At 37.3% G+C, this 13,537-nt stretch carries 15 protein-coding genes; 8 read left to right on the top strand and 7 right to left on the bottom strand.

Annotated features, from left to right (window positions below):
* Positions 1 to 27 precede the first annotated feature (27 nt).
* A complete protein-coding gene (locus A994_RS12445; RefSeq protein WP_004032022.1) occupies positions 28 to 795 on the top strand; it encodes a TatD family hydrolase in 768 nt (255 codons plus the stop codon).
* A gap of 181 nt (positions 796 to 976) precedes the next feature.
* On the opposite strand, the gene minD (A994_RS12440) is transcribed toward A994_RS12445, so the two are convergent.
* The 5 genes from minD (A994_RS12440) to A994_RS12420 all read right to left on the bottom strand — a co-directional run bounded on the left by minD (A994_RS12440) (position 977) and on the right by A994_RS12420 (position 5,595).
* Complete coding sequence (minD, locus tag A994_RS12440; protein ID WP_004032021.1) at positions 977 to 1,771, bottom strand: cell division ATPase MinD; 795 nt, start codon at positions 1,769 to 1,771, stop codon at positions 977 to 979.
* Positions 1,772 to 1,801: 30 nt separating this feature from the next.
* The gene (minD, locus tag A994_RS12435; RefSeq protein ID WP_004032020.1) at positions 1,802 to 2,581 is read right to left on the bottom strand and encodes a cell division ATPase MinD; all 780 of its coding nucleotides are present in this window, start codon (positions 2,579 to 2,581) and stop codon (positions 1,802 to 1,804) included.
* A 143-nt stretch (positions 2,582 to 2,724) separates the two neighbouring features.
* Positions 2,725 to 4,029, bottom strand: coding sequence for a DUF2226 domain-containing protein (locus A994_RS12430; RefSeq protein ID WP_004032019.1), 1,305 nt, complete (start codon positions 4,027 to 4,029; stop codon positions 2,725 to 2,727).
* Positions 4,030 to 4,168: 139 nt separating this feature from the next.
* On the bottom strand, positions 4,169 to 4,522 hold the full coding sequence (gene sepF, locus A994_RS12425) for a cell division protein SepF (RefSeq protein WP_004032018.1): 354 nt from the start codon (positions 4,520 to 4,522) through the stop codon (positions 4,169 to 4,171).
* Positions 4,519 to 5,595 (bottom strand): DUF1611 domain-containing protein, encoded by a 1,077-nt coding sequence (locus A994_RS12420; protein WP_004032017.1) that lies wholly within the window; start codon positions 5,593 to 5,595, stop codon positions 4,519 to 4,521. The genes sepF and A994_RS12420 overlap by 4 nt, the downstream gene beginning before the upstream one ends.
* A 121-nt stretch (positions 5,596 to 5,716) precedes the next feature.
* On the opposite strand from A994_RS12420, the gene A994_RS12415 reads away from it, so the two are divergent.
* The 3 genes from A994_RS12415 (at position 5,717) to A994_RS12405 (ending at position 8,369) form a co-directional block, all read left to right on the top strand.
* On the top strand, positions 5,717 to 6,064 hold the full coding sequence (locus tag A994_RS12415) for a roadblock/LC7 domain-containing protein (RefSeq protein ID WP_004032016.1): 348 nt from the start codon (positions 5,717 to 5,719) through the stop codon (positions 6,062 to 6,064).
* A 150-nt stretch (positions 6,065 to 6,214) separates the two neighbouring features.
* Entirely contained in the window at positions 6,215 to 7,180 is a 966-nt protein-coding gene (locus A994_RS12410) for a 3H domain-containing protein (RefSeq protein ID WP_004032015.1), read from the top strand.
* Between the two features lie 601 nt (positions 7,181 to 7,781).
* Positions 7,782 to 8,369, top strand: coding sequence for a ZPR1 zinc finger domain-containing protein (locus tag A994_RS12405; protein WP_004032014.1), 588 nt, complete (start codon positions 7,782 to 7,784; stop codon positions 8,367 to 8,369).
* 308 nt (positions 8,370 to 8,677) lie between these two features.
* On the opposite strand, the gene A994_RS12400 is transcribed toward A994_RS12405, so the two are convergent.
* Positions 8,678 to 9,175, bottom strand: a complete 498-nt coding sequence (locus A994_RS12400) for a hypothetical protein (RefSeq protein ID WP_004032013.1) — start codon at positions 9,173 to 9,175, stop codon at positions 8,678 to 8,680.
* A 213-nt stretch (positions 9,176 to 9,388) separates the two neighbouring features.
* A complete protein-coding gene (gene nadC, locus A994_RS12395; RefSeq protein ID WP_004032012.1) occupies positions 9,389 to 10,228 on the bottom strand; it encodes a carboxylating nicotinate-nucleotide diphosphorylase in 840 nt (279 codons plus the stop codon).
* Positions 10,229 to 10,677: 449 nt separating this feature from the next.
* On the opposite strand from nadC, the gene rnz reads away from it, so the two are divergent.
* The 4 genes from rnz (at position 10,678) to A994_RS12380 (ending at position 13,221) form a co-directional block, all read left to right on the top strand.
* Positions 10,678 to 11,586, top strand: coding sequence for a ribonuclease Z (gene rnz, locus A994_RS12390; protein WP_004032011.1), 909 nt, complete (start codon positions 10,678 to 10,680; stop codon positions 11,584 to 11,586).
* Positions 11,576 to 11,752: a hypothetical protein gene (locus A994_RS13320; protein ID WP_157787284.1), complete on the top strand. Its 177-nt coding sequence runs from the start codon at positions 11,576 to 11,578 to the stop codon at positions 11,750 to 11,752. Before rnz ends, A994_RS13320 begins: the two co-directional genes overlap by 11 nt.
* The gene (locus A994_RS12385) at positions 11,742 to 12,485 is read left to right on the top strand and encodes a mechanosensitive ion channel family protein (RefSeq protein ID WP_004032010.1); all 744 of its coding nucleotides are present in this window, start codon (positions 11,742 to 11,744) and stop codon (positions 12,483 to 12,485) included. The genes A994_RS13320 and A994_RS12385 overlap by 11 nt, the downstream gene beginning before the upstream one ends.
* 106 nt (positions 12,486 to 12,591) lie before the next feature.
* Positions 12,592 to 13,221, top strand: a complete 630-nt coding sequence (locus A994_RS12380) for a class E sortase (RefSeq protein ID WP_237739754.1) — start codon at positions 12,592 to 12,594, stop codon at positions 13,219 to 13,221.
* The last annotated feature ends 316 nt before the right edge of the window (positions 13,222 to 13,537 follow it).

The following is a 13,537-nucleotide window of genomic DNA, read 5'->3' as shown; positions in this document are numbered from 1 at the left end:
CGTGAAAGATGTTGGAGTTGAACTGGTATGATAGACGCACATATACATGCTGATTGCAGGCCTTACGAAGACTTTGAGACAATGGCTGTTGCTGGGATAGAATCTGCTCTTACACTGGCTCATGATCCCATGAGGATGACCACTTCGGCAGTTGTACTGGACCACTTCCACCGTATACTGGATAACGATTTTAAAAGGGCTAAAAGTAATGGTTTGACCTTAAAAGCAGCTCTGGGGCTTCACCCCCGGAGCATATGTCAGGATTACAAACTGGTACTTCGAAAGCTGCCATGGTTCCTGGACCAGGAAGAAGTGATTGCCCTTGGAGAAGTTGGTCTTGAAACTGCTTCTAATATTGAAAGGGAAGTGTTCAGAACCCAGCTTAAGATGGCCGATGAGCTGGATATGAAGGTGGCTGTGCACACTCCCCGAAGGAATAAAAGGGAAATTACCATTAAAACTCTCTCCATAATCCACAGTAGCATTGATCCGTCCCTTGTAGTGGTGGACCATGTGGATACATCCATCATTGACCTGTTGGAGGATTTTGAGGGAATGCTGGGAATCACAGTGCAGCCACAAAAAATGACCCCCCAAGAAGCGGTTGAACTTTTGGAAGGAACATTTGATGAATACGGTCCTGAAAAGTTTATGCTGGATAGTGACATGAGTTCATCCCCATCAGACCCATTATCTGTTCCTAAAACTGTCCACCAACTTAAAATGGCAGGTTGGGATGACGAAAAGATAGAAATGTTATCCCAAAAGAATGCAGCCAATTTTTATGGTTTCTAAAAGAAGAAACCATCTTATGGTTTTTAAAAGTTCTATGGTTTCTTAAGAAGAATTATATTTTTTTATTTAATTTTTTCCATTTTTTAAAAAATCAAGTCTTGAGAAGAGTTGGGTTATTTTTAAAAAGAAAATGTTAGGAGGTCGGAGTAATTTTTAAAAAGAAAGTCTTAAGAAGTCAGGGTTATTTATTCTCGGGTAATATACCCACAAACTTCTTGATTCGTTCCATGATCCCCTCATTATCGGGCTGAACTGGTTTGTATTCTTTTCCAACCAGGTCTGCTGCCAGTTGCATTATTTCATTACTTATGGGGGAAGCAGGGTTTAACTCCATCACTGAGCTTCCCAGTGCTATGGAGCGATCCATCTCCCGGTCATAGGAGATAACAGAGATCATGGGTACTTCCAGTATAGATTCTATTTCATTAACTGAAAGCAGGAAATTGTCCTCGTACCACATGTTTAAAACAAAGCCAAGTATTTCAATGTTGAGTTCATTTAAAAGTATTCTGATCTTCAAAGCATCGGCAACTGCAGGCATGGTGGAATTAGTGACCAGTATGGCTTCAGTATCTTCAGGCAGAGCTTCGAATATGTTGGAGTTAATTCCGGAGGGTAAATCCATGAGGAATATGTTACCATAGGATGAGATTTCTTCCATTATCCTTTTCCAGGATACGTAGTTTGGGTTAATGGTTTTTAGGGTTTCAAAGTGCATTCCGGTTGGTATTACCAGTGCTCCCTGATTCACCTGGTAGACACAGTCCTGAACTGCCTTGTCACGCATTAGGACGTCGTGCAGGGTTACTTCTGGATTTAGAAGTCCGGTGATTACATCCATGTTGGACATCATGAGATCCAAATCCAGCATGACCACTTCTTCACCGAAAAGACTTAGGGCTACTCCTAAGTTAAAAGTAAGGGATGTTCTTCCCACTCCTCCTTTTCCAGATGCTAGAGCAATAAATCTAGACATATTACTCCTTTAAAGTAAAAATTAAAATTTTTATCTCCTTCCCAGCAGTCCTTCCACCAGTTTGGATATAACTCCTTTCTTGTCTGGTTCAATTGGCTGGTACTCTTCACCAATGAGATCAGCTCCCAGTTGCATGATAGCATTGCTGGTGGGAGATTTAGGGTTTTTAACTACTAATGGTTCACCGAATGCTGCTGCCCGGCTGACTTCATTGTCTTCAGGGATCACAGCAATTACTGGTACTTCCAGGATGGTTTCAATCTCGCTGATGGTGAGGAATGTTTTATCGTGCTGTTCTCGGTTGATGACAACCCCCAGAATATCCACACCCAGTCGGTTGGCTATTATTTTGGTTTTAAGGGCGTCACTGATGGATGGCACTTCTGGAGTGGTGACAAGTATCATTTCCTGGGCTGCGGCTATAGCGGCCAGTGCATCCTTTTCCAGCCCGGCAGGTGCATCAATAAGGAGAATATCCGCGCTTTCGATGAGTATTTCCAGGGCGCTTTCCAGGCGGTCCATTTTGATCTTACGCAGACCTTCCAATGATATTCCAGCAGGAACCACCTTAACACCACCGGGCCCCTCGTAAATAGCATCCTCAACATCTGCATCTCCAGAGAGTACATCGTGCAGTGTCACTGATTTTCCTTCCATCCCCAGGATCAGTTCCAGGTTAGCCATGGCCACATCTGCATCCAGAACTATGACCTCTTCTCCGTAAGTAGCCAGGGCTACACCTAAATTTGCAGTGATAGTTGTTTTTCCAACTCCGCCCTTCCCTGATGCAACTGTTATCACTCTTGTCATCAAATTCCTCCTAGATATTGCACTTTAACTTTTTTTCATCTTAAAATCTAAATCCATCATATTTAATCGAATTTTTATAAGATTATCTTAAATTTTACATTTCATAAATTATCTTAAATAAATTCTATATTTTATAAGTTATCTTAACTGAATTCTACATTAATCTCGAATTTTTCCACAACTTCAGGGTACTGTCGGAAGCTCTTTTTAATGGCAATTTCTGCTATGTTAATGATCTGCCTTCTAAGGTTGGTGGCAGTTCTACTCTGCCCCATAATTTTGTTTAAGAACCCCTGGCTTTCATATTCAGTGATGATGTTAATGGTTCCAGTTAGTTCTTTGTAATTATCAAGGAAAACCATGACTTCAGTTCCTTTGATTTTAGGAATTCCCAGTACAGATTTTTTAATGAGGTTCATCAGGACTAATTCCACTCTTTCTACATCATCATCATCATCGATGATACCGCCCTTATAGGATTGTAGAAGGTTTTCCACATCATCATCTTGAACATCTTTAATACCATACTTTTTCAGAAGTTCCAAACGATCAATAGGCTTTGCTTCATCCTCTTCTTTTGGAGCATTTGAGGACTTGAAATCTTCAACTTTTGAAGGTGTTTCTACTTTTTCATCGGTAACCGGTGGCTTGAGAACATTATCCTGTATCAAATCTTCAGATTCACTCATTTCAACAGGAGTATTAGAAGATTTTATTTCATCCATTTTAGGCTCATTAATAGATTCGGTTAATGATAAATCTTCTTTTAAAGCTGAATCAATTTTTTCATCAGCAGGTGGCTTGACAACCTCAGTTACGAGTACTGCGCCTTCAGATGAATTATCAACAGTAGTTTCTATTTTACTTGATTCTTCAAGTATTGGAGGTATTTCCTCCGCTGCAGAATTTCCAGGAACTATTTTTTCATTTGAATCTTTCCCAGAGGATGCCTCTTCCTCTAGAACTTTTTTAGAAGCTATTAATTTCTCTGCAGGTTCTTCAGTATATATAGATTCTGCAGGTTCTTCAGAAGATATTGATTCTTCTTGAGGTTCCCCTTGAGTTTCTTCTTGAGGTTTCTCAGGAGTTTCTGTTTTTTTTAGTTCACCAATTACATCGTAGACATTGGACCCTGCATCAAAGGCGTATGGTTTGTTGAGATCCAGGAGGTAGTCCACCTGAGATGGGCCCACATCAAATACTTCAATTAAGGTATTTTTAACTCCCAGGGCAGAACTTATTTTTTCAAGTGCTTCTAGCTTAGAGAACCTATCAAAAGAAGCAGCTACCTGTTTTCCATTTTTATAAAGAATATATCCTTCTTCTGAACGTGAAGTAACTCTAATAAACCCGTTTTTATTATCACTGGCAAGATCCTCCATTAATTTCGAGAAATCCAGCTCGTCAGCATACGAAACCATAGATGGTTTGGTTATGGGCATTTCCATTTATTACATCTCCCCATATCCTTATTAATATCCCCTAATTGTTAACAAATCCTACTATTTGATCATATTATAATCTTATATTAAATATAATAAAATATTGTAACTTCCTATTTTATACTTACTTTTTTGGATAGTTTTTTCACTTTCGGATTAGTTTTATTTCTGCAGGAGTAACTATTATAATATTCCTACCATTTTTACACAATAAGATAGCTTCTCCCCCATTATTATCCCGGAAAGCCTTTAATTTCTCTCCTGCTAATTTGAAATCATCCAAAGAATTCTTTTCCAGGATACTTATGTCCATTATAATTGGATTTTTTTCCTCTAACACTTGAGCCAGAGCATAATCAAATTCATCAAGGTTATGGACCTTCATTAAAACTATCTCATAGAACGAGTGGTCAGGGACTATGATGGTTTCCTGATCCTCTTTCCCTTCCTCTTCTTCCAATCCTAGATTTTTCTTCAAATAATCCATGATGTCCTTCATTTTTCAACGTCCCCTATACCTGTATATTCAATTATCGCATCTAATAATATTGACGCTCCACCGTGATAAATATCAGCAGCAGGAAGCCCATATTTTTCCTGACACTGGGAAAATAGAATATCTTTGGACGTGCTTTCAGTGAAATTCCTCAGATTAAGAGAGACACCAACTACTTTGGTTGGCTCTACGGCCTCTATGGCTCGAATCTCTTCTGCTATTCCCACAGGCTGGCGGTAAGGATGGTTGAACCTGTGACAGACAATGGTGGCATCAGGTTGTGCCCCTACAAGTATAGCTGCTGATAAACCCCTAGGATGTGGATTTCCCCTTTCAGTGAGGCTGGATTGTCCTTCCACAAATATGATGTCAGGGTTCTTTTGTTCCTCAACATATTTTATGCTACCCATTACTGCAGAGGCAACATCCATTACAGATAAACTACCGGCACGGAAATTCAGGTCAGCTGGTTGCTCCAGGCCCATTTCATCCGTGGATATAACTCCAGCATTTAATCCATATTCAGATGCTGTTTTTCCAAGGATACGCGTGGTAGTTCTTTTTCCACATTCCTGCGATGTACCTCCCACAAAAACCACCGGTACTTCCGGTTTATAATCAAGCTTTGGGAGGACTTCAGTACAGGTTTCTGGTGCAGTACCAAATATTGATTTTATCACATCAAGGCGTGAGCTTATTTCTTTTATTTGTACACCTTTAGATTCAGCAAAAGCCAGTAATGATTGATTACAGTCTAGGGAAAGAGATCTAAAAGAACAAATTACATTCAAACCTAAATCAATAGCTTGAACCGCATATTTAAGAGCAGATCCTTCCGCACCGATAGGTAACATTATAGCTACACTACGGGCATCGGTTTTACCCACCACTTCCTCTAAACTGGACGAAATAATATGATTACAAAATTTTTTACCCTGTTTTTTCTCATTGTCATCTATGAAACCAACGGATTCTATTCCGCTGAAATTAGAGAATTTTTCCCCACCACCACCGCAGCCGATGATTATGTAGGGATTAAGTTCTTGCAAGTCCTGAACAGAAGTTACAAAATACAAAAGATCACTCCTCTTAAATTTGGTGAAATAGGTGAAATATTACATTACTTATTTATTTAATAAATGTCAAACCAAGATATATACTTTAGGTAGCATGTAAATTCTATTGTGGAGGCATATAATGATAGAAAGAATACTTAAAGATTTAGGACGAATAAATGGGGTAAGCGGATCTTTAGTGGTCGGAAAAGACGGTTTGATAATAGAAAGTGAAGTTCCAACCGACATAGACTCGGAACTTGTAGCTGCAATGGCTTCTGCTGTTTTTGGTACTGCAGAACGTTCTGCAGAGGAAATGAAACATGAACCGCTTCAACAGGTGATGATCGAAGGTAATAAAGGTAAAACCCTGATGATCGATGCTGGTGAAGGCATACTAGTAGTGATTGCAGACGTGGATATTAACCTGGGTCTCATCAGGATTGAAATGCGTCGCAGTGCTGAACGAGTGATTGAATTCCTAACTTAATCACCCTATATTAAATTTTAAAACCAGATCGCACCGTTTATCATGTTTACAATTATCATTTGTTTGTATACTCCAGGAAAACACATATAACAAATGATCTTTTGTAAATCCAAGTGAAAACCTATTAACAAATTATCTGGAGGTTGCACTTTGAGAAAACCTTACGTTATACTCATTGGAAGTGCTTCGGGGATTGGAAAATCAACCATCGCTTCTGAGTTAGCTAAAGAGCTGGGTATTAAACATCTGATTGAAACTGATTTTATAAGGGAAATAGTACGGGGGATCATTGGCCCAGATTATGCACCGGCCCTGCACAAATCTTCATTCGATGCTTATGTAACTTTAAAGGACAAGCAACGATATGATGGTAATACTGCCAGTTTAATAAGTGCCGGTTTTGAAGAACATGCCTCTTTTGTCATCCCTGCAATTGAAAAAGTTATAAAAAGAGCAGTTGATGACTATGATGATCTGGTAATTGAAGGCGTGCATCTTGTTCCCGGATTTTTAGATATAGAAAAATTTAAAGAAGATGCAAACATCCACTTTTTTGTACTGACTGCCGACGAGGATGTTCATAAAGAAAGATTCGTTAAACGGGCTATGAAGATAAAAAGAGGCGGGAAACACCTGGAATATTTCAAAGAAAACCGCATAATTAATAATTATTTGGTTAAACAGGCCCTGGAACATCGCATTCCTGTTATTAACAACCTGGGTATTAACGAAACCAAGAAGAGGATGCTCACTCTGATTAAAGAGATCTGCAAAGAGATGGTATTCCGCCATTCAGTTGACCAGTTAGATCTGGAGACTGATATTATCCTCAATAAATATGGAGGTCGTATAATGGATGTTTCCTACTTCCTCCCTGGTTTTGGAGAACCTCTTAAAAGGAAGGTCAATGTTTATGACCCTTCCGAGGCAAAAAGATTCATAAAACTTCTCCAGGAAAACCCTAAACGTAAAAAAGACCTGGAAGGACTCTATGAACTGTCTGGAAATGTGCACCGTCACAAAATCTGCGCACCAGATGAAGAAAGTCTCCAGGCCATGATCAAAGAACTGGGTGAAAAGGGACTGCTCTACCAATTCAACAGTGAAGAAAAATAAAACGTAACCGATCTCGCTAAAGTAAAGTAATTTCACCACCAAAACAGAATCCATCCAGTTAAGATTCAATTTTTCTTTTATAATCTCCAATAGTATTCCCAACAAATTGTATTCCCAACTAATATTCTATTTACAATGCTGAATATTATATTAAAAAAATGAATGTAAAACCTAAAAATAAATTTTAAGCTACTATCCAACAATACCAAAAAATACATTAGTAAAAATTTAGTAGTATAATGTTATATAGTAGGATACTTACAAAATTAGGATAATTGCATTTTATTAAGAATTCGTCCAAGAATTCGTCCATTTAACAAAATCGAAATAGTCCCTTAACATTAACTGATATCCATTTAATTCTATTTTTAATTTCAAATGATTACAAAAAATGAAATTTAATAAATTTAATAAATTATAATTATTCAAAAAAACATTAACGATAAAATAATACGGATTAAAGGGGTATTCAAGGACATTTAAGTATTGATTAATAGAAACAGATCATTAAATTTATTATAATCAATAAAAGATAGTGATTACTGATAAAAATTACTGAAAACAATAGAATAGGGAAACTAATAAAATAGGAGTCATAAAATTGAGTAAAATGTTTGCTGACTGTCCAATATGCAATGCACATCAAAGTATGGAAGTCACCACCAAAACCGAGAAAATCCCCTACTTTGGGGAAATTATGGAATCAACCCTCTTATGTAGTGAATGTGGATATAAACATTCAGATACCATATGTATTGATCAAAAAGACCCAGTTAAGTACACTTTAATTGTGGGGAAAGATAATTTAAACGCAAGGGTTGTTAAATCACAGTCAACCACCATTACCATACCTGAAATAGGTCTTAAGGTGGAACCAGGACCACAATCACAGGGATATGTTTCCAATGTAGAGGGAGTGCTGAACCGTTTTGAAAAAGCCGTTAAAACTGCATTATCTTGGGCTGAGGAGGACCATGCTAAAAAGAATGCAGTCCAAATACTGGAAGATATTGAAAGAGTGAAAAATGGTCAAAAAGAGGTCACCCTGGTATTAGAAGACCCCTTCGGCCACAGCATAGTTATGGATGAGATGGCAGTTAAGAGTGAATTGACTGTAGAAGAGATTGAAAATCTGGAAACTGGCTTTACCACCTTTGAAAATGGAGAACTGGAAAAAATGAATAGATGAATCCCTTAAATCAGCTAATTTTTTTAAAATCAATAAATTTTATTATTACAATAAATTTAAAAGCAAATTAAGTCTTAAAATAAAGTTTTAATCATGTTAAATCTGTTTTTAATTAAGAATTGATGAATGGATTTGATTGAAATTGGATTAATAATAGATGAAAACGGATTAATAGATAAAATTGAATGGGATTGAGAATATAGGACCATTAAGCGGTAATAGGGATCTAAAAAAGTAAAAATAAAAAATTATTATTTAAAAAATTAACTAAATATTTGTAAATAAGGAATTTTTGCAACTAAAGAGTTTTAATAATCCATGAAAGCTGGATCTTCATCTTCTTCATGGACATCTTTGAGTTTAAGTGTCTTTTTAACATCCATTGAGAGAGCGTCACAGTCTGCTTTTATGGCATGTAAGTGCATCAATATCCTCTTTTTCTCTTCATTGATCCTTTCAATATTCTGATAAGGATAAATGGATTCTTTGAGCATTTCATATTCAATTGTGGTGTAAGGATATTCATTTAACTGCTCACAGACCTTTACCAGTACTTCTCCCAGGAACTTGTTCATTTCCACTTTAACTCGTTCCCTTATCATCTTATCCCGGTCAAGGTTCTGTTTCATTAAACGTACGACTTCTGCTTTGGCAAAAGGCAGACTTTCTCCTTCTTCGTCTACTTCGTTGTCAGCATCTTCCTCAGTGATTTCATCTGACTCAACTGCTTCTTCTGAGTCAATAATTTCCTCGGTTTCTTCCTGATTAATTTCCTCATCAAATTCGTCTTCTCTTTCGTCGTACATGAAAAATCTCCTAATTAATTTAGATTTAAATTCGTATATGTCATTAAATGGTATGTAAACTGCATTATATAAAACTATGGTTTAAATGATAGGTTACGTGTAAAATTTATGGCAACTTATCATTATACCTTAATAATAATTGAAGGTAAAATAAAAATTTACAATAATATCCTATAATTCTTCCAGCTTAAAGTACCTGCAAATATATAGGGATCAATGTATTTTCTCTAATTCTAAGCTTAAGTCCAATGATCTTGCAGAGTGAGTGATGTATCCGGTTGAGATCACATCCACCCCGGTCTTTGCAAACTGCAGTATGTTATCTGAATTAATACCGCCCGATACTTCAATTATCACATTATCGTGGAGATTTTCATCATCCAAAGCTTCCAGGACCGTTTTAACATCTTCAGGATCCATGTTGTCCAGCATTACAATATCTGCCCCGGCATTGGCAGCCAGCAGGGCTTCTTCCAGGGTTTCTACCTCAATTTCAATTTTTTTAGTGAAACTGGCGTACTTTCTGGCTAGAGATATTGCTTCGACCACTCCACCAACCAGAGCTAGGTGATTATCTTTTATTAACACACTGTCATCCAGGCGGTAGCGATGGGTATCCCCCCCACCATATCTTATGGCATTTTTCTCAAAAAATTGAAGTCCAGGGGTTGTTTTACGGGTTCCAGCCACTATAACATCCGGATTAACACTGCGAACCACTTTAATAATATTTGAGGTAAGGGTGGCAATGCCACTCATGCGCATCATGAGGTTTAAAACTGTTCTTTCCACACTGAGAATACTCCGTGGATCACCGGATATCTCCATGATGATCTGACCCTGCTTTAGTTTTTCACCATCTGCCACCAGTACTTCGGTTTCCACTTCAAATTCGGTGAAAATAGCTACTGCCAGTTCAACTCCAGCAGATATACCCTCTTCTTTGGATATTATATGGCCCTTAACCTTTAATCCGGGAGGTATCAATGCACGAGTGGTTATATCCTCAAAGCCAATATCATCATAAACCAATTTAGCCAAGTCCTGCCTCATTATCACACCTATAAAACTATTATTTCTCAATCAGTGTTGATTTATCAATCAGTTTGTTTAAAAAAGGATTACCCTTTAATGAATACTATCAAAATACTAAAAAATCTTTGTTCTCATTTATATTGGATGAACAATATAAATTTTCACCAGAAAGTAGAGTTCATTTGAAAAGATCAAGTTTACCATGACCCTACCAATAAACTGAACTAGGTAGATGTTAAGATACTAATTTCCAGTGGTATGGAATAAACATCAAGTAATTAAGTAATCGAATTACAGATGCATAAAAATCGTAGGGATAAAATAATCTAATCTAAATAATCTAATCTAAATAATCTAATCTAAATAATCTAATCTAAATAATAATCATTTCAAGAACAACATAAAATTTAAGCTAAACACAGAATTTAATAAATTTATTAAATTAGGTGGCATTAGGTGAATCAATTATGGAATTAATATTTTTAGGAACCTCATCCGCACTCCCCACCATCAAACGGAATCATTCATCAATTGCCTTAAAGGCCTTTGGAGAAGTAATGCTATTTGATTGTGGTGAGGGAACTCAGCGCCAGATGGCTCGAATTAAACTGAGCCCCATGAAAGTTGATCATATCTTCATTACCCATCTGCATGGTGACCATTTCCTGGGACTACCCGGAATGATCCAGTCCATGGCTTTCAGAGGCAGAACTGAACCATTACACATTTACGGGCCAGAAGGAATAATAAAAACCGTTGAAAGTATTAAAAATCTGGGGTATTATGCTTTATCATTCCCCATACATGCTTATGAAGTAACCGAGGGCACTGTTCTCCAGACAGATGAATACCTTATTGAATGCTGTCCCACCCACCATTCTGTCCTTAATCTGGCATACTCAGTTGAAGAAAAAAGATCTCCTAAATTCCTCAGGGAAAAGGCAATCCAACTGGGATTAAAACCAGGGCCAGATTTTGGGAAACTGCAAAAAGGGATCCCGGTGGAAGTAGATGGAACCATGATAAAACCAGATCAGGTGCTCGGAGAAAAAAGGAAGGGAAGGAAAGTGGTTTACTCTGGTGATACTAAACCATGCCCCGAAATGGTTCAATTTGCATCTGGTGCTGATGTTTTAATACATGAATCAACCTATGAATCAGCACAAGAATCAAAAGCCATTGAAAATGGACATTCCACCACCACACATGCAGCAATGATTGCTAAAGAAGCGGAAGTATCAGAATTAATTCTCACCCACATAAGCACCCGTTACAGAGATAGTGATAAATTAAGAGCAGAAGCCAGCCAAGTATTTAATAAGGTAATATTGGCGGAAGATTTTTTGAATATTGAGGTGAAACGCCATGGAATATAATGAAAAAAACAATCTACACGCCATAAATGCAGATCACCCCCATTCAAAGGAATACCATTCCAATCCAGAACACCACACCCAACCAAAAGAATATTATTCTGATCCAGAACATCACCCTAATTTAAAAGGAAATCACCCTAAAGAGGTGGATCATCATGGCAACTGATCCAGTGTACCTTGATCTGATAAAAATTGCAATAATCTTTATAGCCGGATTCATCATTATTAAATGGACCAGTTACATTATTAAGAGAACTGGAACTCGATTTAATTTAGAAACCACTCTGATTCAGGTCATAAATGAGATCATCAAATATTCCATAATAGTCATTGCCTTAACTCTTGCTTTAAATGAAATCGGAGTGAATATAAACTCCCTGATCATCAGCTTTGGTATTGTAGGTATAGCCGTTGGTTTCGCTGCAAGAGACACCCTCTCCAACCTCATTGCAGGTCTTTTCATACTGGCGGATAAAAGTTTCAAAGTAGGGGACATCATTGAAATGGCAGGCAAAAGTGGCAAAGTGATTAAACTGGGTTTCAGAGTTACCACCATTAAAACTGATGACAATAAAATTATCACCATCCCCAATTCAATTTTTTCCAGTGGTGTTTATGTTAATTCCACCTATCAGGAAACCCGCAGAGTAGGATTGGATATTAACATTCCTTATGAACTGGAATTGGAAGATACTGTTAACTCCCTGATGAGAGTAACATCGGAGTGTAAATGGGCGCTTCCTGAACCGAAACCAAATGTGCTTATAAAAGAAATGACAGATACAGGTATTAAAGCTACTATTAATGTCTGGATCAATGATCCATGGAAGGTAGCCACCTACCGAAGCCAGTTAGCCCTGAAAGTTAAGGAACTTCTGGTGGTTGAAAAAGCTTCATGAAAGGTCAAATTTCTCATGAAAAAGGCCAGATATCTCGTGAAAGGCTAAAAATGTCTCATGAAAGTGGATATCTCATGAAAGGCCAGAAAATGTCTTGTGAAAGTTGATGTCTCGTGAAAATATTAGATGTTTTAGTGAAATGTCCAAATATAAGATCATTGCCATCCTGATTATATTAGCGTGTGTCACGCTGGCAGCAGGCATAGCCATTGCTGGTTACCAGCAGATGCAAAACGTTACCCAGGCCCAGAAAAGTGTTAAAGATTATCAGGAGAAAATGAGCAACCCTGTAAACGCACTGGATCCCACTGATCTCACTAAATCATATGTTAATGCCCAGTTAATCATTCCCAAACTCAACCTGAATGCAAGCATTCGATCCGATACTGTAAATGCATATAACGCTGTTTATCATTATCCTGAAAGTGTTATGCCAGGTAAACCAGGAGAATGTGGTATTCTAGGTCATAGGACAAAATATTCCGGATTATTCACCAACATAGCCTCCCTTGAACCAGGAGACCAGGCCATTATCAAAGATTTTGCCCAACGCAAGAAATACGTCTATGAAGTTACTTCCAATGGAAATGATATACGCTGGGACTACAAAACCAATCCTATCAGATTTTCGCAGGAAGGACAGGCACGTTTATTAATTGTTACCTGTTATCCACCAGGTAAAAAAGAAGCAGCATGGATTACTCATTTTAAAATGGTATCCAGCAGCAGCTTATAATTGGAATACTAATAATCTCCTTAGAATATAATATTAATCCACTTGGAAATATATCTAATTAATCACCTTAATTACTACCCCTCAGGAGCAAAGAATTTAATTAACCAGTATTATCCGCCAAAATAACAACTAACGATGAAATCGTTATATTGCACTATATTACTTAAAACCTCTTAAAACGAAATAAATGAGGAGTAGAGGATTTGATTGTTACTGTAAATAAAATAAACACCAGAATTTAAGATTACACAATACTTATTAGTGATTAATATTAATATTATTTAGGAATATTTACAACCATTACAAGGTTTAGTAC

The sequence above is a fragment of the Methanobacterium formicicum DSM 3637 genome (assembly GCF_000302455.1).
Classification (GTDB): domain Archaea; phylum Methanobacteriota; class Methanobacteria; order Methanobacteriales; family Methanobacteriaceae; genus Methanobacterium; species Methanobacterium formicicum_A.
Note: the sequence above shows the minus strand (reverse complement) of the source record. Positions and strands in the feature narration are given on the sequence as shown.

Excerpts from the sequence above, each read along its gene's own strand:
- A994_RS12445 (WP_004032022.1), top strand. The coding sequence starts at position 28 with ATGATAGACGCACATATACATGCTGATTGCAGGCCTTACGAAGACTTT.
- minD (WP_004032021.1), bottom strand. The coding sequence starts at position 1,771 with ATGTCTAGATTTATTGCTCTAGCATCTGGAAAAGGAGGAGTGGGAAGA.
- minD (WP_004032020.1), bottom strand. The coding sequence starts at position 2,581 with ATGACAAGAGTGATAACAGTTGCATCAGGGAAGGGCGGAGTTGGAAAA.
- A994_RS12430 (WP_004032019.1), bottom strand. The coding sequence starts at position 4,029 with ATGGAAATGCCCATAACCAAACCATCTATGGTTTCGTATGCTGACGAG.
- sepF (WP_004032018.1), bottom strand. The coding sequence starts at position 4,522 with ATGAAGGACATCATGGATTATTTGAAGAAAAATCTAGGATTGGAAGAA.
- A994_RS12415 (WP_004032016.1), top strand. The coding sequence starts at position 5,717 with ATGATAGAAAGAATACTTAAAGATTTAGGACGAATAAATGGGGTAAGC.
- A994_RS12400 (WP_004032013.1), bottom strand. The coding sequence starts at position 9,175 with ATGTACGACGAAAGAGAAGACGAATTTGATGAGGAAATTAATCAGGAA.
- nadC (WP_004032012.1), bottom strand. The coding sequence starts at position 10,228 with ATGAGGCAGGACTTGGCTAAATTGGTTTATGATGATATTGGCTTTGAG.
- rnz (WP_004032011.1), top strand. The coding sequence starts at position 10,678 with ATGGAATTAATATTTTTAGGAACCTCATCCGCACTCCCCACCATCAAA.
- A994_RS13320 (WP_157787284.1), top strand. The coding sequence starts at position 11,576 with ATGGAATATAATGAAAAAAACAATCTACACGCCATAAATGCAGATCAC.
- A994_RS12385 (WP_004032010.1), top strand. The coding sequence starts at position 11,742 with ATGGCAACTGATCCAGTGTACCTTGATCTGATAAAAATTGCAATAATC.
- A994_RS12380 (WP_237739754.1), top strand. The coding sequence starts at position 12,592 with ATGTCTCGTGAAAATATTAGATGTTTTAGTGAAATGTCCAAATATAAG.